The sequence below is a fragment of the Pseudomonas plecoglossicida NBRC 103162 = DSM 15088 genome (assembly GCF_000730665.1).
Taxonomy (GTDB): domain Bacteria; phylum Pseudomonadota; class Gammaproteobacteria; order Pseudomonadales; family Pseudomonadaceae; genus Aquipseudomonas; species Aquipseudomonas plecoglossicida.
The window spans coordinates 16524-37105 of record NZ_BBIV01000017.1 but is presented as its reverse complement, the minus strand read 5'-3'; the positions used below and the strand labels follow the sequence as shown (position 1 = coordinate 37105).

Sequence of the window (20582 nt, the reverse complement as noted above, 5' to 3'; positions counted from 1 at the left end):
GGCCAGTGTGGGGGAAGGGAGCTGCAGTGCCCGTGATGTCGCCGGCAAGCCGGCTCCCACAGGTACAGCACAGCATTCAAGTCCTGTGCCCTACCTGTAGGAGCCGGCTTGCCGGCGATTGGGGCCGGTGCAGCTTGAATCAGCCTTGCTGGTCAGCCAGCTGGTCGGCCAGGCGCACGAAGGCGGCCAGGTCCAGTTGTTCAGGCCTCAGGCTGCCGTCGACGCCGGCGGCCTCGATGGCCTGGCTGTCGAGCAGGCCCTTCAGGGTATTGCGCAGGGTCTTGCGACGCTGGTTGAAGGCTTCGCGAACCACGCGCTCCAGCAGCAGATGGTCCTTGGCCGGATACGGCAGCACTTCATGGGGCACCAGGCGCACGATGGCCGAGTCCACTTTCGGCGGCGGGTTGAACGCGCCCGGGCCGACATTGAACAGGTGCTCGACCCGGCAGTGGTACTGCACCATGATCGACAGGCGGCCCCAGTCGCCGCCGCCCGGGCCTGCTGCCATGCGTTCGACGACTTCTTTCTGCAGCATGAAGTGCATGTCGCGAATCAGCCCGGCATGGCTGAGCAGATGGAAAATCAGCGGCGTGGAAATGTTGTATGGCAGGTTGCCTACCACTTTCAGGCTGCGCGCCGGTACGCCCAGCTGATTGAAGTCGAATTTCAGGGCGTCGCCCTGGTGCAGGCGGAAGTTGTCGCGGCCTGCGAACTTGTGCTGCAGGATCGGCACCAGGTCCTTGTCCAGCTCCACAACGTCCAGCTGCGCGCCGCTGCCCAGCAGCCCTTCGGTCAGGGCGCCCTGGCCAGGGCCGATTTCCAGCAAGTGTTCGCCGGTCTTGGCGTTGATCGCCCGCAGGATGCGGTCGATGATGCCCGCGTCATGCAGGAAGTTCTGGCCGAAGCGCTTGCGCGCCCGGTGTTGGTATTGCTCGTTCATGGTCGGTTCTCGGCCATCTGGTAGGCGGTTTCAAGGGCGACGCGCAGGCTGCCGGTGTCGACCTTGCCGGTGCCGGCAAGGTCCAGCGCCGTGCCGTGATCGACCGAAGTGCGGATGATCGGCAGGCCCAGGGTCACATTGACTGCGGCACCGAAGCCTTTGTACTTGAGTACGGGCAGGCCTTGGTCATGGTACATCGCCAACACTGCGTCGCAGTGCTCCAGATATTTGGGGGTAAACAGGGTATCGGCCGGCAACGGGCCGCGCAGGTCCATGCCTTCGCTGCGCAAGCGGGCCAGCGTCGGCTCGATGATGTCGATTTCTTCGCGGCCAAGATGGCCGCCTTCGCCGGCATGCGGGTTGAGCCCGCAGACCAGGATGCGTGGGTTGGCGATGCCGAACTTTTCGCGCACGTCGGCATGCAGGATGCGCGTCACCCGTTCCAGTCGCTCAGGGGTGATGGCGTCGGCAATGTCCCGCAGCGGCAGGTGCGTGGTCACGAGGGCCACGCGCAGGCCATGGGTTGCCAGCATCATCACGACCTGTGTCGTGTGGGTGAGGTCAGCGAGGAATTCGGTATGGCCGGAAAAGGCGATGCCGCTTTCGTTGATCACGCCTTTGTGCACAGGGGCGGTGATCATGCCGGCGAAATCACCGTTCATGCAGCCTTGGCCGGCACGGGTCAGGGTTTGCAGGACGAAGGCGGCATTGGCCTGGTTCAGCTGGCCTGCCTGTACTGGCGCCGCCAGCGGGGTGTCCCACACATACAGGCTGCCGGCCGGTGCGGGCTGGTCTGGCCACTGGCCCGGCAACACTGGCAAAAGGTTGACGGCCAGCCCCAGCTGCGCGGCCCGCTCGGCGAGCAGGTCACGGCTGGTGATGGCGATCAGGGGGTGTGGCTGGGCGTCGGCGGCGAGCAGCAGGCACAGGTCGGGACCTATGCCGGCTGGTTCGCCGGGGGTGACGGCGAAGCGAAGGGGCTTCACTGTGCGGCCTGGTCGGCGCCAGGCAGCTTGATTTCAACGTAGGCTTCGTCGCGGATCTGGCGCAGCCAGGTCTGCAGCTCTTCGTCGTACTTGCGGTTACGCAACACGCTCATGGCTTGCTGCTCGCGGGCCTGTTCGGTGCTGTCGGTGGCGCGACGGCCCAGCACTTCCAGAACATGCCAGCCGTACTGGGTCTTGAACGGTTTGGTCACCACGCCTTGCTGGGCGTTGGCCATCTGCTCGCGGAACTCGGGTACCAGGCTGTTCGGGTCGACCCAGTTGAGGTCGCCGCCGTTGAGCGCCGAACCTGGGTCTTCCGAGAAGCTCTTCGCCAGCTCGGCGAAGTCTTCACCGTTCTGGATCCGGTCATACAGGCGCTCGGCCAGCTGCTTGGTCGCATCTTCGCTGCGGATTTCGCTCGGCTTGATCAGGATGTGGCGCACATGCACCTCGTCACGCAGCACGTTCTCGCTGCCGCCGCGCTTCTCCTCGAGCTTGATGATGATGAAACCGCTTGGGATGCGCAGGGGCTGGGTGATGTCGCCGGTGCTCATGCTGCTGAGCAGCTTGGCAAATTCCGGTGGCAGCTGGGCGGCTTTACGCCAGCCCATCTCGCCGCCTTCCAGGGCGTTTTCGCTGCGCGAGTTGGCAATCGCCATCTGGCCGAAGTCGGCGCCCTGGCGCAGTTGCTGGTAGACGTCGCCGACCTTGCGAGCAGCCTTCTGGATGTCGTCCGAGTTGGCGGCTTCCGGGGTAGGAATAAGGATGTTGGCCAGGCGGTACTCTTCCGACATCTGCATCTTGCCCATGTCCGAGGCGAGGAAGTTCTTCACTTCCTGCTCGGACACCTGGATGCGCTCGGCCACACGGCGCTGGCGCACGCGGCTGATGATCATCTCGCGCTTGACCTGCTCGCGGGCGTCGTCGAACGACAGGCCGTCGTGGGCCAGCGCGGCGCGGAACTGATCCAGCGACATGCCATTGCGCTGGGCAATGGTACCGATGGCCTGGTTCAGTTCTTCGTCGGTGATACGGATACCCGAACGTTCGCCGATCTGCAGCTGCAGGTTCTCGACGATCAGGCGTTCCAGCACCTGCTGTTCCAGCGCGCCGGTCGGCGGTACGCCGTTGCCGCGCTTGGCGATGGTTTGCTGCACTTCGTGGACACGCTGGTCCAGTTGGCTTTGCATGACCACATCGTTATCGACGATGGCCACGACGCGGTCCAGGGGTTGCGGCGCGGCATGCACCGCGCCACTCAGCATTACCGCGCCCAGCAATGCGGGGCGCAGTCGATCAATAAGCTTGGTCTTCACGTGTACGGTAACCTTGAATGCCTTCGTCGAGGAAAGATTCGACCTTGTTGCCTACCACGCCACCGAGGCCTTTCAGCACGATCTGCAGGAAGATGCCATGGTCGCCTTGTTCGTTCTGCGGAGCGGCTTGGCTGAAGTCGTCATAATCGATCCAGTAGCGGTTGATCAGACGCAGTTTCCAGCAGCAGTTGTCGTACTCGAAACCGCCCATGGCTTCCAGGGTGCGGTTGCGGTTGTAGTCGTGCTGCCAGCGCGCGATCACGCTCCATTGCGGCACGATCGGCCAGATGACCGAGAAGTCGTGCTGCTGGATCTTGTAGTAGTCCTTGACGTAGTTCGGGCTGCCTGGGGTGCCATAGTCGCCGCCGCCCACTGTCCAGTTACCGGTAGTGGAGTCGTAGGCAATGGTGTCGTTGCGGTAGCGGTAGCCCAGGTTGAGGATCTTGTTGGGCTCGTCTTCCGGCTGGTAATGGAACATCGCCGAGCCCGAACGTGGGCTGCGGGTGTCCGGGTCCCAGTTGTAGTTGCTGTTGAAGCGCCAGTCGCGGTTGAAGCGATAGCCGTACAGCAGGGCGTAGGGCGAGACATCCGACTGCGAGTCTTCGCGGGTGCGGTAGTCGATGCCTGGCAGCTGGACCTTGCGATCCTTGAAGTAGTAGGCCTGGCCGAGGCTCAGGAACTGACGCTCGAAACCGTTTTCCTCGATCCAGCGCGTGGTCACACCGAGCGACAGCTTGTTCTCGTCACCGATGCGGTCAGTGCCGCTGAAGCGGTTTTCGCGGAACAGCGAGTCGTAGCTGAATACCGATTCACCCGTGTCGAACAGGGGGATGTCCACCTGGTCCTTGTACGGGACGTAGAGGTAGAACAGACGCGGTTCGAGGGTCTGACGGTAGTTGGTGCCGAACAGCGAGGTGTTGCGGTCGAAGTACAGGCCGCTGTCGACGCTGAAGATCGGGACATCACGGGTCTGGCTGCTGGAGAAGTCGCCACGCAGGTCGCGGGTAGTTTGACTGGCGTTTGCCAGGTCGGCTTTGCCCTTGCTGTCCAGGTCCAGGTCGTAGTTGGTGTACATGTAGGTCAGCTTCGGCTTGACGTAGCCGTAGCTGGCCTCCATTGGCAGGCTGATGGCCGGGGCAAGGTTCAGGCGGTTGCCGTTGGCCCGCGCCAGGCCGAAGATGTTCTGGTCCAGCCGGCGTCCGTCGGAACCGGCAGTGGTGTCCAGGTTGCCATCTTCGTCGAACACCGTACCGTCCTTCAGGTCACGATCGAAGCGCACGGCTTCGGTCTTGTAGCTGAAGTTCAAACCACTCGGGTGGTACGGCAACAGGCCGTTGAGGGTGATCTGTGGAAGCTTGTTGTACGGCGTGATCTGCGAGATGGTGGCCATCTCGTAGGCCTGCAGGTTCAGACGAGCCTGGTAGTCGTCGCCGCGATAGGTCAGAGCCCCTCGCTGGTTCAGTGCATCACGGCTCTCGACGCCAATCTGGCCGGTATCCAGGTCCTGGAAGTAGAACGGATCGCTGATGTCGGTGTAATCGACCTCGGCCATCAGGCGATTGTCCAGGCCACCCTTGTGCTGCCAGTTGACCATGTAGCGCTGATCTTCGAAATCAGTCTGCTCTTTGCGATCGTCGTTCTTGTCGCTCAGGTAGGCACCACCGAACTGACCTTCGCTCGATTTGGTCAGGTAGCGGAACTCGCCTTCCATCAGCAGGCCGCGCTTGGCCATGTAGCGTGGATACAACGTGGCGTCGTAGTTCGGCGCCAGGTTGAAGTAGTACGGCGTGACCAACGTGAAGCCGGAATCGCTGGTGCTGCTGAACGACGGCGGCAGGAAGCCGGACTGGCGACGGTCGTCGATCGGGAAGTAGATGTACGGTGTGTAGAACACCGGGAAATCCTTGACCCGCAGGGTGACGTTGGTCGCGGTACCGAAGCCGGTGGCCGGGTTCAAGGTGATGTTGTTGCCCTTCAGCTGCCAGGCGTTGCTGCCCGGTTCGCAGGTGGTGTACGTACCGTCCTTGAGACGGATGATGGCGTTTTCGCCACGCTTGGCGTACAGGGCGTTGCCGCGAATATGCGACTTGTGCATCACGTATTCGGCGTTGTCGACCTGGGCTTCGCCGGTGTCGAGCTGGATCTGGGCCTGGTCACCCACGACCAGCGAGCCTTTGTCGCGGATCTTGACATTGCCCTTGAGCTCGCCGCGGTTCTCGGCCTGGTACAGGTTGGCCTCGTCGGCCTCGGCCTGCATGCTGCCCTGGCGCATGACCACGTCACCGGCGAGGGTGGCGATCTGCTGCTCCTGCTGGTACTTGGATACCTTGGCATTGATGTAGGTCGGCGATTCGTCCTTCGGCGTGGTGTCGGCCATGCCTGGGCGGGTAGGCTCGACATACGAGCCACCGCAGTACGGGCCGGTTTCGGCCAGCTGGGCGGCGGTGAGCTGGTCACGCGGGACCCAGTCCAGGTGGCTGTAGTCTTCGCTGCGCGACTTGAGACCACGTCCCTTGCTTTCAGTCACCAGCATCGGCTTTTCAGCGCTTTCGGCTTCGGCCGACGGCGCTTCGGTGCCGGAGGTGAGCGCAGCACCGTCGTGAACCGGACGCGGAGGCAGGTTGTTGACTGGGGTCTTGGGCTTGCAGTCCCAGCCACCGGAGGCGGACACTTGGCAGTCGAACTGCTCGGCCGCCACCGCATAGGAGGTGGCCAGAGGTTGCAGGGCCAGCAGACTGCCGGTCACCAGCAACGGAAACTTTCTACGAAACGCGGGGGATTTCAATGCCATCTTATTAGTCCGGGCTTCCTGCGTGCCATCTGCCCGCGTGTGGGGCCGCACGCCTCTCGATGGTCTGAAAAAGATGCTGGATAATAAAGCATGACCCGCTTGACGGCTAGGGCCGTCGGAGACCCTTGTAATGCCTGAACACGATGCACGCCTGCAACAACTGACCGTCTGGCTCGATGAGCAGCTCAATGATCTTTTCCGCCGCAACGCCTGGGGCGAGGTGCCTGAAGGCAGCCTGACCGCCGCCAGCAGCGACGCCAGCTTCCGCCGTTACTTCCGTTGGCAGGGCGCGGGCCACAGCTTCGTGATCATGGATGCACCGCCCCCCCAGGAAAACTGCCGCCCGTTTGTCGCCATCGACCACTTGCTGGCTGGCGCGGGCGTGCATGTGCCGCAGATCCATGCGCAGGACCTTGAGCGCGGCTTCCTGCTGCTGGGTGACCTGGGCCATCAGACGTACCTCGACATCATCGACGCGCAAAACGCCGACGCACTGTTCGCCGACGCCATCGATGCGCTGCTGGCGTTCCAGCGCCTGCCGATGGAGGCGCCGCTGCCCAGCTATGATGACGCGCTGTTGCGCCGTGAAGTCGAACTGTTCCCCGAATGGTACGTGGGCCGCGAACTGGGCAAGGCATTTACCGACGAACAGAAGGCTGCCTGGCAGCGCGCCAGCCAGACGCTGATCGACAGCGCCCTGGCCCAGCCCAAGGTGCTGGTGCACCGCGACTACATGCCACGCAACCTGATGCAGAGCACGCCCAACCCCGGCGTACTGGATTTCCAGGACGCGGTCTACGGCCCTGTCACCTACGACATCACCTGCCTGTTCAAGGACGCCTTCCTCAGCTGGCCGCAGGCCCGGGTCGAAAGCTGGCTGCGCGATTACTGGCACAAGGCGCAGGCCGCCGGGATTGCGGTGCAGCCGGTGTTCGAAGATTTCCATCGCGCCAGCGATCTGATGGGCGTGCAGCGCCACCTGAAGGTGATCGGTATCTTCGCCCGTATCTGCCACCGCGACGGAAAACCGCGCTACCTGGCCGACGTGCCGCGTTTCTTCGCCTATATAGATGAAGTGATCGGCCGTCGTCCGGAGCTTGCGGAACTGGGCCAGCTGATCGCCGAGCTCAAGGCTGGAGTCCCTGCATGAAAGCGATGATCCTGGCGGCAGGCAAGGGCGAGCGCATGCGCCCGCTCACCCTGCGCACCCCCAAACCCCTGGTGCCGGTCGCCGGCAAGCCACTGATCGAGTACCACCTGCGTGCCCTGGCGGCCGCCGGTATTACCGAGGTGGTGATCAACCACGCCTGGCTTGGCCAGCAGATCGAGGACCACCTGGGCGATGGCTGCCGTTTCGGCCTGAGCATTCGCTACTCGCCCGAGGGCGAACCGCTGGAGACCGGCGGCGGGATCTTCAAGGCGTTGCCGCTGCTGGGCGAAGGCCCGTTCCTGCTGGTCAATGGCGATGTATGGACCGACTACGACTTCACTCGCCTGCGCGCGCCACTGCAAGGGCTGGCACACCTGGTGCTGGTCGACAATCCAGGCCATCACGGGCGTGGCGACTTCCGCCTGCAGGGTGATCAGGTGGTAGACGGCGACGATGCACCCGGCACGCTCACCTTCAGCGGCCTGTCCGTGCTGCATCCGGCCTTGTTCGAAGGCTGCAGGCCAGGCGCCTTCAAGCTGGCGCCGCTGCTGCGTCAGGCGATGTCGGCAGGTCAGGTCAGTGGCGAGCATTACCGCGGCAACTGGGTCGATGTCGGCACCCTGGAGCGACTGGCCGAGGCCGAGCGCCTGATCGGCGAGCACGTCTGAGATGTGGTGGCCAGGCACGGTGATCGGGTTGGGCGCGGGTTTTGCCGTCGCCAGCATTCCCGGTGCGTTGCTCGGAGCGCTGCTCGGCCAGGCCATGGACCGTCGCCTGCGCGTGCGCGGCTGGGAAGACATGCGCGAACGGCTGGGCGGTCGCCCGGCCCTGCGTGACGAGGAGTTGTTGTTCGTGCTGCTCGGCCGCCTGGCCAAGAGCGATGGCCGTGTGGCCGAGCAACATATTCACCAGGCCCGCCAGGAAATGCTGCGCCTGGACATGGCCGAGGCCCAGCGGCTGCGTGCGATTGCGGCGTTCAACCGGGGCAAGGCGGGCAAGGACCGGCTGGGCGCGCACCTGCGGCACATTCGCCTGCAGCCCCACGCGGCCGAGGGCACCTTGCGCGCTTGTTGGCGCATGGCCTGGGCAGATGGCAAGGCCGGCCAGCGCGAGCGCGAGTTGCTGCTGGACTGGGGCCAGAAACTGGGGCTCAGCCGGCGCCAGGTGCAGGCCATGTCGCTGGAGTACGAGCCTCGCAAGGCGCCCGTGAGTGCCGGTGTCATGACCTATGCAGCGGCGCTGCGCCTGCTGGGCGTCGAGGCCGATACCGAGGGCGACCGGGTGAAGCAGGCCTATCGACGCCTGGTCAGCCGGCATCACCCGGACAAGCTGGCCGGCAGCGGGGCCAGTGAGGCGCAGTTGCGCGAGGCGACCGAACGGACCCGCGAGCTGCATCAGGCCTATGCATTGATTCGCAAGCGCAGGGGGTTCTAAGGCCCCATCGCCGGCAAGCCGGCTCCCACAGTGCGGGGGGCTGTGGGAGCCGGCTTGCCGGCGACAGGGCCGGTACAGGCAGCGCGAACTATTCCTGCGGCATCATCCACCCGCGCACGCGGCGGAACAGTTGCTCTTGCTCGGCCCCCTGGTTGCCCGGCATGGCAATCAGGGAAAGTTGCTTGTACTGGCTGTCCTTCTGCCGCTTGCTGGCTTGCAGGCGCTGTTCGGCAGCCTTGCGATCGCGGCTGTGGGTTGCGAAGTAGAGGTCGGCCGCCGGCACCTTGAGTGTCGGCGCCAGGCTCTCCAGGTCATCCTCCACCCGCGCTGGCGTCTGCGCGGCGATCATCACCAGTTTCTGAACCTGCGGTGGCTGTTTTTCGCTCAGGTAGCGCGCGGCCCAGTAGGCACCGCTGCCATGGCCGATCAGTACGATGCTGCGTGAGTTGTGCTGCTGGGCATAGGCGACAGCGGCGTCGAGGCGGGCGAAGATGCGCTCGGCGTCGGCGGGATCCTTCTGCTCGCTGGCCTGCTCGGCATCGGTGCTTTGCGCCGTGTCGCTGTCGGCGGCCGTGGCCTGGGCGATATTGGCGTTGGCGTCGGCGGGGGTGTCCTTGGCCGGAGCGCTTTCACCTTCACTTTTCTGCGTTTCGGCTGCAGGCGCGGTTTCGACGCGTGCTTGCGGGCTGTCGGCAACCAGGTCGGGCAGGCTCACGCTCAAGCTGTGCCAGCCGATATCAGGAAACTTGCGTCGCAACGGGCCGACTGCGTTCGGCCAGTCGGCATTTTCACCGGCGCCCGGAACGATGATCACCGTGCCTTGCGGGTCGCTGTCGTTGGCCGGCTTCCACAGGGCCAGGAAGCTTTCGCTGCCGGCCTCAAGGGTCTGTTGCTCAGCCTTTGGCACCAGGCGTTCCAGGGCCTGTGCATCTTCCTGACTACGCTCCAGCAGAGGCGGTCGCGGCGCGGGTGCGGCAGCGGCTTGCGCCGCCGTCGGTGGTTTTTCGGCCTCGGCGGCCAAGGCGCCGAGCGGCATGAGCGAGGCCAGGCAGCACATTGCCAGCGTCGTGCGATAAAGTGTGAACATGAATCAACCCAAGGCCAGAGTAGTACCGGCAGCCTAATAGTATTTGCCCGTGACGGCCATGCTGCATGGCCGTCCTTGCCAAGACGAGCGTGTGAATGAAGCGATTGCGTCGCCTGTGGGTTATCGGCTGCCTGTGGCTGCCCTTGATCGCCTTGGCAAGGCCGGAGGTGGCGCCTGCGGTTGCCCTCGAGCCCGTTCAGCAGCAATGGCTGGAAAACCACCGCAGTCTGCGCGTCGGCCTGGTGTTGCAGGCACCCTATGCCCAGTTCGACCGTCGCCTGCAGCAGCTTTACGGTGCCAATGTCGAGCTGGTGAACGGGTTGGCCGAGGCGCTCAAGCTGGACCTGACCTGGCGCCACTTCGCCGACCAGGCCAGCCTCGAGCACGCCCTGCAGGCTGGCGAAATCGATTTCGCCCCAGGCCTGACCCAGACCCCGAGCAGCCTGCGCCTGTGGTTGTTCAGCGATCCCTACATGCGCGTGCCGCAACTGGTGGTAGGGCCACGCACCGGGGCGCTGGCCGTGGAACTGGAAAAACTCGAAGCCGACGACCGTGTTGCGGTACGCATGCCCAGCGTGTTGGCCGATTACCTGCGCGGCAATTACCCCAACCTCAATCTGCAGGGTGTGCCCAGCGAGCGCGAAGCCTTGCAACTGGTGGCCGGCGGCCAGGCCAGCCTTGCCGTGCTCGACGAGGCCCAGCTCAGCCGGCTGTCCCGCGAGAGCGAGTTCGGCGAGCTGGTGGTGGTGGGCGACATCGGCCTGCCGCAGTTGCTGCGGATCGGATCGCGACGGGACTGGCCGATCCTGGCCGATGTGCTCGAGCATGGCCTGCAGGCCATGCCGGCCAAGCAGCTGGAACAACTTCATCAACGCTGGTTGCAGCCCAGGTATCCGCGCCTTGGCGATTCGACCGGCTTCTGGCAGAACCTGGCCTTGCTGTTCGGCATGCTGCTGCTGTGTGCCCTGGCCACGTTGGTGTGGCAGCGCCGGCAGCAGCGTCAGCTCGAGCGCAGCCTGCTGGCCGCCAGGGAGAACCTGAACGAGCGCCAGGTGCGCGAAGAGGCGCTGCGCCTGAGCCAGTTTGCTATCGATCAGAGCACGGTGGGTATTCTCTGGGTCAATTGGGACAGCCATGTGCGCTATGCCAACCATGCCGTGGAGCGCATGCTCGGCTACGCCGAGGCCGAGTTGCTCGAGCGCCCGTTGATCGACTTCGAGCCGAACCTGAGCATGGACCACTGGCTACCACTGTGGAAAGCCGCGCGCGCCGGGGAGGGCGGTGTCCGGCAGTTCGAGACGCAGTGCCTGAGGGCTGATGGCAGCCTGCTGCCCGTGGAGTTGTCGCTGAGTTTCCTGCGTTTTCGCGATGCCGAATACCTGGTGGTCTACCTTGCCGATGTGACCGAACGGCACCGTGCGCTGGCCGCGCTGCGCGAAAGCGATGCGCGGCTGAAAGGGATTGCCGGCAATGTGCCGGGCCTGGTGTTTCGTCTGGAGCCTGCCCCCGCCGAGGGTGAGCCGGAGTTTCCCTACATCAGCGAAGGCAGCGAAGCGCTGGTCGGCTACACGCCCGCGCAGATACAGCATCCGCGCATGGGCTTGCGCAACCTGGTGCACCCTGAAGACCGGGCCCACTACCATCAGGTGCAAGACCTGGCCATCGCCAGTGGCCAGGACTGGTCCTGGCAGGGGCGTATCCTCACTCGCGACGGGGAACAGCGCTGGGCCGACATCAAGGCCAGTGCCCGGCAGCTGGCCAATGGGCGAGTGGTGTGGGACGGGGTGGTCTGGGACATTACCCAGGGCAAGCGGGCCGAGCGGGCGCTGGGCAGGTCACAGGAGCAGCTGCGCGAGCTGTCGGCGCACCTGGAAAGCGTGCGCGAGGAAGAAAAAGCCCGCATCGCCCGGGAAGTGCATGATGAACTGGGGCAGATGCTCACGGTGCTGAAACTCGAGGTGTCGATGTGCGAACTGGCCTTCGCCGAACTGGACCCGGCGCTGAACGAGCGCCTGGCCAGCATGAAGCGCCTGATCGCCCAGTTGTTCCAGATGGTGCGCGATGTCGCCACGGCACTGCGCCCGCCGATCCTGGACGCCGGCATCGCTTCGGCCATCGAATGGCAGGCACGGCGTTTCGAGTCCCGCACGCAGATTCCCTGCCTGGTACAGGTGCCGGAAAACCTGCCAGCATTGAGCGATGCCAAGGCCACCGGGCTGTTCCGCATCCTGCAGGAAGCGTTGACCAATGTCATGCGCCATGCCCAGGCGCACAGCGTGGAGATCGAGCTGGTACGCGAAGGTGGGCTTCTGCGCATGACCGTCAGCGATGACGGCCGCGGGTTTTGCCGCGACCAGCCGAGGCCGACCTCGTTCGGCCTGGTGGGGGTGCGCGAACGGGTATTGATGCTGGGCGGCAGCATGGCGCTGCACAGCGAACCGGGCGAGGGCACCAGCCTGAGCGTGACCATTGCGTTGGAATAGGAGAGCGAGCGTGATTCGAGTGCTGGTGGCCGAAGACCACACCATTGTCCGTGAAGGCATCAAGCAGTTGATCGGCCTTGCCAAGGATATGCAGGTGGCAGGGGAAGCCGCCAATGGCGAGCAGTTGCTGGAAACCCTGCGCCATACACCGTGCGAGGTTGTCCTGCTGGATATTTCCATGCCCGGTGTAAGCGGCCTCGAGGCCATACCGAGGATTCGCGCGATGGCCAGTCCGCCGGCGATCCTGATGTTGTCCATGCACGACGAGGCGCAGATGGCAGCCCGGGCGCTCAAGGCCGGCGCCGCGGGCTACGCCACCAAGGACAGCGACCCGGCCTTGCTGCTGACGGCGATCCGCCGGGTGGCCGGAGGCGGGCGCTACATCGACCCGGCGCTGGCCGACCGGATGGTGTTCGAGGTGGGGCTGACCGAGACCCGGCCCTTGCATACCTTGCTCTCGGAGCGGGAGTTCTCGGTGTTCGAGCGCTTGGCCCAGGGCGCCAACGTCAACGACATCGCCCAGCAACTGGCGCTGTCGAGCAAGACCATCAGCACCCACAAGGCGCGTCTGATGCAGAAGCTCAAGGTCAACTCCCTGGCGGAGTTGGTGAAGTACGCCATGGAACACAAGCTGGTGTGACTGTTCTGTTTGCGACATGCGTGTAGGGCAATACCTACACGCAATCTTCCATCCGGATGATGGCATTCTCTCAGCAGCCCCGATTTCAGGGCGCTTGCGCCTGCACTAGTCTTTTGCCACGCAGTCATCCAACAAGAAGGTGCAGGCATGAGCGAGGCGAATTCGAACGCGGCCACCGGTGAAACGCTGGTCAGCTTCCGGGGTGTGCAGAAGAGCTACGACGGCGAATCGCTGATCGTCAAGGATCTCAACCTGGACATTCGCAAGGGTGAATTCCTTACCCTGCTCGGCCCTTCCGGCTCGGGCAAGACCACCAGCCTGATGATGCTCGCCGGTTTCGAAACCCCCACCGCCGGCGAGATCCAGCTGGCAGGGCGCTCGATCAACAACGTGCCGCCGCACAAGCGCGACATCGGCATGGTGTTCCAGAACTACGCACTGTTCCCGCACATGACGGTGGCCGAGAACCTGGCCTTCCCCTTGACCGTGCGCAACCTGAGCAAGACCGACATCAGCGAGCGGGTCAAGCGGGTGCTCAACATGGTCCAGCTCGACGCCTTCGCCAAGCGTTACCCAGGTCAGTTGTCCGGCGGCCAGCAACAGCGTGTGGCGCTGGCCCGTGCTCTGGTGTTCGAGCCGCAGCTGGTGCTGATGGACGAACCGCTCGGCGCGCTCGACAAACAGTTGCGCGAACACATGCAGATGGAGATCAAGCACATCCACCAGCGCCTTGGCGTGACCGTGGTCTACGTGACCCACGACCAGGGCGAAGCGCTGACCATGTCCGACCGCGTGGCGGTGTTCCACCAGGGCGAGATCCAGCAGATCGCCGACCCGCGCACCCTCTACGAAGAGCCGCGCAACACCTTCGTCGCCAACTTCATCGGCGAGAACAACCGCATCAACGGCACCCTGCTGGCCAGTGACGGCAACCGTTGCCAGGTGCAACTGGCGCGCGGCGAGCGGGTCGAGGCGCTGGCCGTGAACGTTGGTGAGGCCGGTGAGCCGGTGACCCTGTCGATTCGCCCTGAGCGTGTGCGCCTCAACGGCCACAGCCAAAGCTGCGTCAATCGCTTCTCCGGCCGTGTGGCCGAGTTCATCTACCTGGGCGACCACGTGCGCGTGCGCCTGGAGGTCTGCGGCAAGGCCGACTTCTTCGTGAAGCAGCCGATCGCCGAACTCGACCCGGCACTGGCCGTGGGCGATGTGGTACCGCTGGGCTGGGAGGTGGAGCACGCCCGCGCGCTCGATCCGATTGCCGAAGCCCACTGATGGATTGCTTCACCAACCCTGTACTGTGGAGAGAATAATAATGCGCAAGCAGTTGAAACTGACCGCCCTGGCCCTGGGCCTGTTCGCCGCCGGCCAGACCATGGCAGCTGACCTGACCGTGGTTTCCTTCGGCGGTGCCAACAAGGCAGCCCAGGTCAAGGCGTTCTACGAGCCATGGGAAAAGGCTGGCAAGGGCAAGATCGTCGCCGGTGAATACAACGGTGAAATGGCCAAGGTCAAAGCCATGGTCGACACCAACAGCGTGTCCTGGAACCTGGTGGAAGTGGAGTCACCGGAACTGGCGCGCGGTTGCGACGAAGGCATGTTCGAAGAACTCGACCCGGCCCTGTTCGGCAACGAAAGCGATTACGTGAAGGGCGCCATCCAGCCATGCGGCGTGGGCTTCTTCGTCTGGTCCACCGTACTGGCCTACAACGCCGACAAGCTCAAGACCGCGCCAACCAGCTGGGCCGATTTCTGGGACACGAAGAAATTCCCGGGCAAGCGCGGCCTGCGCAAGGGCGCCAAGTACACCCTGGAGTTCGCCCTGATGGCGGACGGTGTGGCGCCGAAGGATGTCTACCAGGTGCTGGGCACCAAGGAAGGCGTGGACCGCGCCTTCAAGAAGCTCGACGAACTCAAGCCAAGCATCCAGTGGTGGGAAGCTGGCGCCCAGCCGCCGCAGTACCTGGCCTCGGGTGACGTGGTCATGAGCTCGGCCTACAACGGCCGCATCGCCGCGGTGCAGAAAGAGAGCAACCTCAAGGTGGTGTGGAACGGCGGCATCTACGACTTCGACGCCTGGGCCATTCCGAAAGGCGCCAAGGATACAGAGGAAGCGAAGAAGTTCATCGCCTTCAGCGTCCAGCCGGAACAGCAGAAGACCTACTCCGAGAACATCGCGTATGGCCCGGCCAACTCCAAGGCCGTCAGCCTGCTGTCGGATCAAGTGAAAAAGGACATGCCGACCACGCCTGAGAACATTGCCAACCAGGTGCAGATCGACGTGGCCTTCTGGGCTGACAACAGCGAGCAGCTGGAGCAACGCTTCAACGCCTGGGCGGCGAAGAAGTAAACGACAGGGAGCCGCCATGCGGCTCATCGCCGGCAAGCCGGCTCCCACAGGTGAGGTCACAGTGTGACGGTGTGGGGGCCGGCTTGCCGGCGATAGGCTGCACAGCAGCCCCAATTTCAGCCTGTTTTGCGGAGTTCGCCATGGCCATTGCAGTGCCCCTCAATGAAGGCGCAGGTCCAAATCTGAAGCAGCGCCTCAAGCACGCCGAGCGGGTCAACCGCTGGAAGGCGCAGGCGTTGATCGCGCCGCTGGCGCTGTTTCTCCTGCTGGTGTTCCTGGTGCCGATCGCGGCGCTGCTGTACAAGAGCGTCGGCAACCCGGAGGTGGTCGGCGGCTTGCCGCGCACCGTCGAGACCATCGCCCAGTGGGATGGCAAGAGCTTGCCGGGTGAGGAGGTCTACAAGGCCCTGAGTCAGGACCTGGCCGAGTCGCGCAAGAACCAGACCCTGGGCGATCTTTCCAAACGCTTGAACATGGAGCTGGCCGGCTACCGCAGCCTGCTGGCGAAAACTGCGCGGGCGCTGCCGTTCAAGGCAGAGCCGGCTTCTTATAAAGATGCCTTGCAAGCCCTCGACGAACGTTGGGGTGACCCGGCCTATTGGCAGGCGATTCGCCGCAACACCAGTTCCGTGACCCCGTTCTACCTGCTGGCGGCGCTCGACCACCGTATCGATGACCTCGGCGAGCTGGCCAAGGCCACGCCTGACCAGGCCATCTACCTCGACATCTTTACCCGCACACTGTGGATGGGGGTGGTGATCACGGCCATCTGCCTGGTGCTGGCATACCCGCTGGCCTATTTGCTGGCCAACCTGCCGACCCGCCAGAGCAACCTGCTGATGATCCTGGTGCTGTTGCCGTTCTGGACCTCGATCCTGGTACGGGTGGCGGCGTGGATCGTGCTGCTGCAGTCGGGCGGTCTGATCAACAGTGCGCTGATGGCCATGGGCATCATCGATCAGCCGCTGGAGCTGGTGTTCAACCGCACCGGCGTGTACATCTCGATGGTGCACATTCTGCTGCCGTTCATGATCCTGCCGTTGTACAGCGTGATGAAAGGCATTTCGCCGAGCTACATGCGCGCGGCAATCTCGCTCGGTTGCCACCCGTTCGCCAGCTTCTGGCGCGTGTACTTCCCGCAGACCTACGCAGGCGTGGGTGCCGGTTGCCTGCTGGTGTTCATCCTGGCTATCGGCTACTACATCACTCCGGCGCTGCTCGGCAGCCCCAACGACCAGATGGTCAGCTACTTCGTGGCCTTCTACACCAACACCAGCATCAACTGGGGCATGGCCACCGCGCTGGGTGGGCTGTTGCTGCTGGCGACCGTGCTGCTGTACCTGATCTATAGCTGGCTGGTCGGCGCCAGCCGTCTGCGCCTGAGCTGAGGAGCCTTGTGATGCTGAGCCCATACATGTCGCCCGTGGAGCGGGTGTGGTTCTACAGCCTGCGCATTCTGTGCGGCCTGATCCTGTTGTTCCTGGTGTTGCCGGTGCTGGTGATCGTGCCGCTGTCGTTCAACAGCGGCAGTTTCCTGGTGTACCCGCTGCAGGGCTTCTCGCTGCATTGGTACCAGGACTTCTTCTCCTCGGCAGAATGGATGCGGGCGCTGAAGAACAGCATCATCGTCGCCCCGGCGGCGACGCTGTTGGCCATGGTATTCGGCACCCTGGCGTCGATCGGCCTGACCCGGGGGGATTTCCCCGGCAAGTCGCTGGTGATGGCGCTGGTCATTTCGCCGATGGTGGTGCCGGTGGTGATCATCGGTGTGGCCAGTTACCTGTTCTTCGCACCGCTGGGCATGGGTAACAGCTTCATCTCGCTGATTCTGGTGCATGCGGTGCTGGGCGTACCGTTCGTCATCATCACCGTGTCGGCAACCCTGCAGGGGTTCAACTACAACCTGGTGCGCGCTGCGGCCAGCCTGGGTGCCTCGCCGTTGTTGGCCTTCCGTCGGGTGACCCTGCCACTGATCGCCCCTGGGGTCATCTCCGGCGCGCTGTTCGCCTTTGCCACCTCGTTCGATGAAGTGGTGGTGACGCTGTTCCTCGCAGGCCCAGAGCAGGCGACCTTGCCACGGCAGATGTTCAGCGGCATCCGCGAGAACCTCAGCCCGACCATCGCGGCGGCGGCAACGCTGCTGATCGGCTTCTCGGTGGTGTTGCTGCTGACCCTGGAGTGGTTGCGCGGACGCAGCGAGAAATTGCGCACCCAGCAACCGGGCTGACAGACGTGACGATCGGGGTTGATGTCAATCAGCCCCGATTCGCTTGCCTGAGTTACAATGCGCGCCACCGTGATTCTGCCAACAGGTGCGCCATGCAGCCCTACGCTATTGCCCCCTCCATTCTCTCCGCCGACTTCGCCCGCCTGGGCGAGGACGTCGACAAGGTGCTGGCCGCCGGGGCCGACATCGTTCACTTCGACGTAATGGACAACCACTACGTCCCCAACCTGACCATCGGCCCGATGGTCTGCACCGCCCTGCGCAAGTACGGCGTGACCGCGCCGATCGACGTGCACCTGATGGTCAGCCCGGTCGACCGCATCATCGGCGACTTCATCGAAGCCGGCGCCACCTACATCACCTTCCACCCGGAAGCCTCGCAGCATGTCGACCGCTCGCTGCAGCTGATCAAGGACGGTGGCTGCAAGGCCGGCCTGGTGTTCAACCCGGCAACTAGCCTGGATGCCCTGAAGTACGTGATGGACAAGATCGACATGGTCTTGCTGATGAGCGTCAACCCAGGCTTCGGCGGGCAGAAGTTCATCCCTGGCACCCTCGACAAGCTGCGCGAAGCCCGTGCCCTGATCGATGCCAGTGGCCGCGACATCCGTCTGGAGATCGACGGCGGCGTCAACGTCAACAACATCCGCGAGATCGCTGCCGCTGGCGCCGACACCTTCGTGGCCGGCTCGGCGATCTTCAACGCTCCGGACTACCAGGAAGTCATCGCCAGGATGCGCGCCGAACTGGCCCAGGCCCGCCCATGAGCGGCTTCGAGCAGCTGTTCCCGGGAGCGCTGCCCAGGCTGGTGATGTTCGATCTGGACGGTACCCTGATCGACTCCGTGCCAGACCTGGCCGCGGCCGTGGACCGCATGCTGCTCGAACTCGGGCGCCCGCCCGCCGGCCTCGAAGCGGTCCGCCACTGGGTCGGCAACGGCGCCCAGGTACTGGTGCGCCGCGCCCTGGCCGGTGGTATCGAGCATGATGGCGTGGACGACGCACTGGCCGAACAGGGCCTGGCGCTGTTCATGGACGCCTATGCCGAGAGCCATGAGCTCACCGTGGTCTATCCCGGTGTGAAAGACACCCTGCGCTGGTTGCAGAAACAGGGTGTGGAAATGGCGCTGATCACCAACAAGCCCGAACGCTTTGTCGCGCCGCTGCTGGACCAGATGAAGATCGGCCGCTATTTCCGCTGGATCATCGGCGGCGATACCCTGCCGCAGAAAAAGCCCGACCCGGCAGCGCTGTTGTTCGTCATGCAGATGGCCGGGGTCAGCCCGCAGCAGTCGCTGTTCGTCGGTGATTCGCGCAGTGATGTGCTGGCGGCCAAGGCCGCCGGTGTGCAGTGCGTCGGCCTGAGCTATGGCTACAACCATGGCCGGCCGATCGACGAAGAGTCGCCGAACCTGGTGGTCGACGACCTGCGCGCGCTGCTGCCAGGTTGCGCAGACCCGGCCACTGGGATAACGTTGGCGGACCTTCAAGCCTCACACGACAGAGAGTCCACCGTGGCGGTCACTGGCAAATTCTGGATGAAAGTCATCAAGGCCCTGGCCCGTTGGCGCTGGCGCGCCTGACTTCTGCCCGCCGGCGCCTGCCGGCCCGTCCGCTTGCCCGACCCTATTGCTGCTTGCCACGAGGCTACCCATGACCCGCGAAGAATTCCTGCGCCTGGCCGCTGCCGGCTACAACCGCATTCCCCTGGCCTGCGAAACCCTGGCCGACTTCGACACGCCGCTGTCGATCTACCTGAAACTGGCCGACCAGCCCAATACCTACCTGCTCGAATCGGTGCAGGGCGGGGAGAAGTGGGGCCGTTACTCGATGATCGGCCTGCCGTCGCGCACCGTGATGCGCGTGCACGGCTACCACGTCAGCATCCTGCAGGATGGCGTCGAGGTGGAAAGCCACGAGGTCGAGGATCCGCTGGCTTTCGTCGAAACCTTCAAGGACCGCTACAAGGTCGCCGACATCCCCGGCCTGCCACGCTTCAACGGTGGCCTGGTGGGATACTTCGGCTACGACTGCGTGCGCTATGTGGAGAAACGCCTGGGCGCCAGCCCGAACCCGGATCCACTGGGCGTGCCGGACATTCTGTTGATGGTTTCCGACGCTGTCGTGGTGTTCGACAACCTGGCGGGCAAGATGCACGCCATCGTGCTGGTCGACCCGGCCCAGGAGCAGGCCTTCGAACAGGGCCAGGCGCGCCTGCAAGCGTTGCTGGAGACCCTGCGTCAGCCAATCACGCCACGTCGCGGCCTGGACCTGAGCGGCCCGATGGCAGCCGAGCCTGAGTTCCGCTCCAGCTACACCCGTGACGACTACGAGAACGCGGTAGGGCGCATCAAGGAATACATCCTGGCGGGCGACTGCATGCAAGTGGTGCCGTCGCAACGCATGTCGATCGATTTCAAGGCCGCGCCCATCGACCTGTACCGGGCGCTGCGCTGCTTCAACCCGACGCCGTACATGTACTTCTTCAACTTTGGCGACTTCCACGTGGTCGGCAGCTCGCCTGAAGTGCTGGTGCGGGTGGAGGACAACCTGGTCACCGTGCGTCCTATCGCCGGCACGCGCCCGCGTGGGGCCACCGAGGAAGCGGACCGGGCGCTGGAAGACGACCTGCTGTCCGACGAGAAGGAAATTGCCGAGCACCTGATGCTCATCGACCTGGGCCGCAACGATGTGGGTCGGGTGTCGTCGACCGGCAGCGTACGCCTGACCGAGAAGATGGTGATCGAGCGTTATTCGAACGTGATGCACATCGTGTCCAACGTCACGGGCCAATTGCGCGAAGGCCTGACTGCCATGGATGCGCTTCGGGCGATTCTTCCGGCGGGCACGCTCTCCGGCGCGCCGAAGATCCGCGCGATGGAGATCATCGACGAACTGGAGCCGGTCAAGCGCGGCGTCTATGGTGGTGCGGTGGGCTATTTCGCCTGGAACGGCAACATGGATACCGCGATCGCGATTCGTACGGCCGTGATCAAGGACGGCGAACTGCACGTGCAGGCCGGCGGTGGCATCGTTGCCGACTCGGTGCCGGCGCTGGAGTGGGAGGAAACCATCAACAAGCGCCGGGCGATGTTCCGTGCGGTGGCGTTGGCCGAGCAGACCAGCGCCAAGTAAGCCGACAGGAGCGTTGCATAACCCTGTGGACCCCTGTGGCTCCCACA

17 protein-coding genes are annotated in these 20582 nt (G+C 64.2%); 12 read left to right on the top strand and 5 right to left on the bottom strand.

The features are described 5' to 3' along the window. Positions 1–139: 139 nt before the first annotated feature. From rsmA to PPL01S_RS12000, 4 genes are read right to left on the bottom strand one after another with little or no spacing between them, the layout of a single operon-like run. Positions 140–940: a 16S rRNA (adenine(1518)-N(6)/adenine(1519)-N(6))-dimethyltransferase RsmA gene (rsmA, locus tag PPL01S_RS12015; RefSeq protein WP_016393204.1), complete on the bottom strand. Its 801-nt coding sequence runs from the start codon at positions 938–940 to the stop codon at positions 140–142. Next, on the bottom strand, positions 937–1926 hold the full coding sequence (gene pdxA, locus PPL01S_RS12010; RefSeq protein WP_028625699.1) for a 4-hydroxythreonine-4-phosphate dehydrogenase PdxA: 990 nt from the start codon (positions 1924–1926) through the stop codon (positions 937–939). Before pdxA ends, rsmA begins: the two co-directional genes overlap by 4 nt. Further along, complete coding sequence (surA, locus tag PPL01S_RS12005; RefSeq protein ID WP_016393202.1) at positions 1923–3242, bottom strand: peptidylprolyl isomerase SurA; 1320 nt, start codon at positions 3240–3242, stop codon at positions 1923–1925. Before surA ends, pdxA begins: the two co-directional genes overlap by 4 nt. Continuing rightward, a complete protein-coding gene (locus PPL01S_RS12000) occupies positions 3223–6033 on the bottom strand; it encodes an LPS-assembly protein LptD (RefSeq protein ID WP_016393201.1) in 2811 nt (936 codons plus the stop codon). Before PPL01S_RS12000 ends, surA begins: the two co-directional genes overlap by 20 nt. Before the next feature lie 130 nt (positions 6034–6163). Here PPL01S_RS12000 and PPL01S_RS11995 point away from each other — a divergent pair, with 130 nt between their 5' ends. Genes PPL01S_RS11995 through PPL01S_RS11985 form a run of 3 tightly spaced genes read left to right on the top strand, consistent with a single transcriptional unit; the run spans position 6164 to position 8617 of the window. Beyond that, positions 6164–7183, top strand: coding sequence for an aminoglycoside phosphotransferase family protein (locus PPL01S_RS11995; RefSeq protein ID WP_016393200.1), 1020 nt, complete (start codon positions 6164–6166; stop codon positions 7181–7183). Then, positions 7180–7851 carry an N-acetylmuramate alpha-1-phosphate uridylyltransferase MurU gene (murU, locus tag PPL01S_RS11990; RefSeq protein WP_016393199.1) on the top strand — a complete coding sequence of 224 codons (672 nt, stop codon included), beginning with the start codon at positions 7180–7182 and terminating at the stop codon, positions 7849–7851. The genes PPL01S_RS11995 and murU overlap by 4 nt, the downstream gene beginning before the upstream one ends. A gap of 1 nt (position 7852) precedes the next feature. After that, positions 7853–8617 (top strand): TerB family tellurite resistance protein, encoded by a 765-nt coding sequence (locus PPL01S_RS11985; protein WP_016393198.1) that lies wholly within the window; start codon positions 7853–7855, stop codon positions 8615–8617. A gap of 88 nt (positions 8618–8705) precedes the next feature. On the opposite strand, the gene PPL01S_RS11980 is transcribed toward PPL01S_RS11985, so the two are convergent. Beyond that, the gene (locus PPL01S_RS11980) at positions 8706–9704 is read right to left on the bottom strand and encodes an alpha/beta hydrolase family protein (RefSeq protein WP_016393197.1); all 999 of its coding nucleotides are present in this window, start codon (positions 9702–9704) and stop codon (positions 8706–8708) included. A gap of 95 nt (positions 9705–9799) precedes the next feature. On the opposite strand from PPL01S_RS11980, the gene PPL01S_RS11975 reads away from it, so the two are divergent. From PPL01S_RS11975 to trpE, 9 genes are all read left to right on the top strand, one after another. Continuing rightward, positions 9800–12187, top strand: coding sequence for a PAS domain-containing sensor histidine kinase (locus tag PPL01S_RS11975; protein ID WP_016393196.1), 2388 nt, complete (start codon positions 9800–9802; stop codon positions 12185–12187). A gap of 10 nt (positions 12188–12197) precedes the next feature. Next, on the top strand, positions 12198–12827 hold the full coding sequence (locus PPL01S_RS11970) for a response regulator (RefSeq protein WP_016393195.1): 630 nt from the start codon (positions 12198–12200) through the stop codon (positions 12825–12827). Positions 12828–12974: 147 nt separating this feature from the next. Continuing rightward, positions 12975–14099 carry an ABC transporter ATP-binding protein gene (locus PPL01S_RS11965; protein WP_016393194.1) on the top strand — a complete coding sequence of 375 codons (1125 nt, stop codon included), beginning with the start codon at positions 12975–12977 and terminating at the stop codon, positions 14097–14099. A gap of 40 nt (positions 14100–14139) precedes the next feature. Continuing rightward, positions 14140–15174, top strand: coding sequence for an ABC transporter substrate-binding protein (locus PPL01S_RS11960; RefSeq protein WP_016393193.1), 1035 nt, complete (start codon positions 14140–14142; stop codon positions 15172–15174). 140 nt (positions 15175–15314) lie between these two features. Further along, positions 15315–16562, top strand: coding sequence for an ABC transporter permease (locus PPL01S_RS11955; RefSeq protein ID WP_016393192.1), 1248 nt, complete (start codon positions 15315–15317; stop codon positions 16560–16562). Between the two features lie 11 nt (positions 16563–16573). Next, on the top strand, positions 16574–17401 hold the full coding sequence (locus PPL01S_RS11950) for an ABC transporter permease (protein ID WP_016393191.1): 828 nt from the start codon (positions 16574–16576) through the stop codon (positions 17399–17401). 92 nt (positions 17402–17493) lie between these two features. Further along, entirely contained in the window at positions 17494–18168 is a 675-nt protein-coding gene (gene rpe, locus PPL01S_RS11945) for a ribulose-phosphate 3-epimerase (protein WP_016393190.1), read from the top strand. After that, a complete protein-coding gene (locus tag PPL01S_RS11940; RefSeq protein ID WP_016393189.1) occupies positions 18165–18983 on the top strand; it encodes a phosphoglycolate phosphatase in 819 nt (272 codons plus the stop codon). Before rpe ends, PPL01S_RS11940 begins: the two co-directional genes overlap by 4 nt. A gap of 70 nt (positions 18984–19053) precedes the next feature. Further along, positions 19054–20535 carry an anthranilate synthase component I gene (gene trpE, locus PPL01S_RS11935; RefSeq protein ID WP_016393188.1) on the top strand — a complete coding sequence of 494 codons (1482 nt, stop codon included), beginning with the start codon at positions 19054–19056 and terminating at the stop codon, positions 20533–20535. Positions 20536–20582 lie beyond the last annotated feature (47 nt).

Excerpts from the sequence above, each read along its gene's own strand:
- rsmA (WP_016393204.1), bottom strand. The coding sequence starts at position 940 with ATGAACGAGCAATACCAACACCGGGCGCGCAAGCGCTTCGGCCAGAAC.
- PPL01S_RS12000 (WP_016393201.1), bottom strand. The coding sequence starts at position 6,033 with ATGGCATTGAAATCCCCCGCGTTTCGTAGAAAGTTTCCGTTGCTGGTG.
- PPL01S_RS11995 (WP_016393200.1), top strand. The coding sequence starts at position 6,164 with ATGCCTGAACACGATGCACGCCTGCAACAACTGACCGTCTGGCTCGAT.
- murU (WP_016393199.1), top strand. The coding sequence starts at position 7,180 with ATGAAAGCGATGATCCTGGCGGCAGGCAAGGGCGAGCGCATGCGCCCG.
- PPL01S_RS11985 (WP_016393198.1), top strand. The coding sequence starts at position 7,853 with ATGTGGTGGCCAGGCACGGTGATCGGGTTGGGCGCGGGTTTTGCCGTC.
- PPL01S_RS11980 (WP_016393197.1), bottom strand. The coding sequence starts at position 9,704 with ATGTTCACACTTTATCGCACGACGCTGGCAATGTGCTGCCTGGCCTCG.
- PPL01S_RS11975 (WP_016393196.1), top strand. The coding sequence starts at position 9,800 with ATGAAGCGATTGCGTCGCCTGTGGGTTATCGGCTGCCTGTGGCTGCCC.
- PPL01S_RS11965 (WP_016393194.1), top strand. The coding sequence starts at position 12,975 with ATGAGCGAGGCGAATTCGAACGCGGCCACCGGTGAAACGCTGGTCAGC.
- PPL01S_RS11960 (WP_016393193.1), top strand. The coding sequence starts at position 14,140 with ATGCGCAAGCAGTTGAAACTGACCGCCCTGGCCCTGGGCCTGTTCGCC.
- PPL01S_RS11955 (WP_016393192.1), top strand. The coding sequence starts at position 15,315 with ATGGCCATTGCAGTGCCCCTCAATGAAGGCGCAGGTCCAAATCTGAAG.
- PPL01S_RS11950 (WP_016393191.1), top strand. The coding sequence starts at position 16,574 with ATGCTGAGCCCATACATGTCGCCCGTGGAGCGGGTGTGGTTCTACAGC.
- rpe (WP_016393190.1), top strand. The coding sequence starts at position 17,494 with ATGCAGCCCTACGCTATTGCCCCCTCCATTCTCTCCGCCGACTTCGCC.
- PPL01S_RS11940 (WP_016393189.1), top strand. The coding sequence starts at position 18,165 with ATGAGCGGCTTCGAGCAGCTGTTCCCGGGAGCGCTGCCCAGGCTGGTG.
- trpE (WP_016393188.1), top strand. The coding sequence starts at position 19,054 with ATGACCCGCGAAGAATTCCTGCGCCTGGCCGCTGCCGGCTACAACCGC.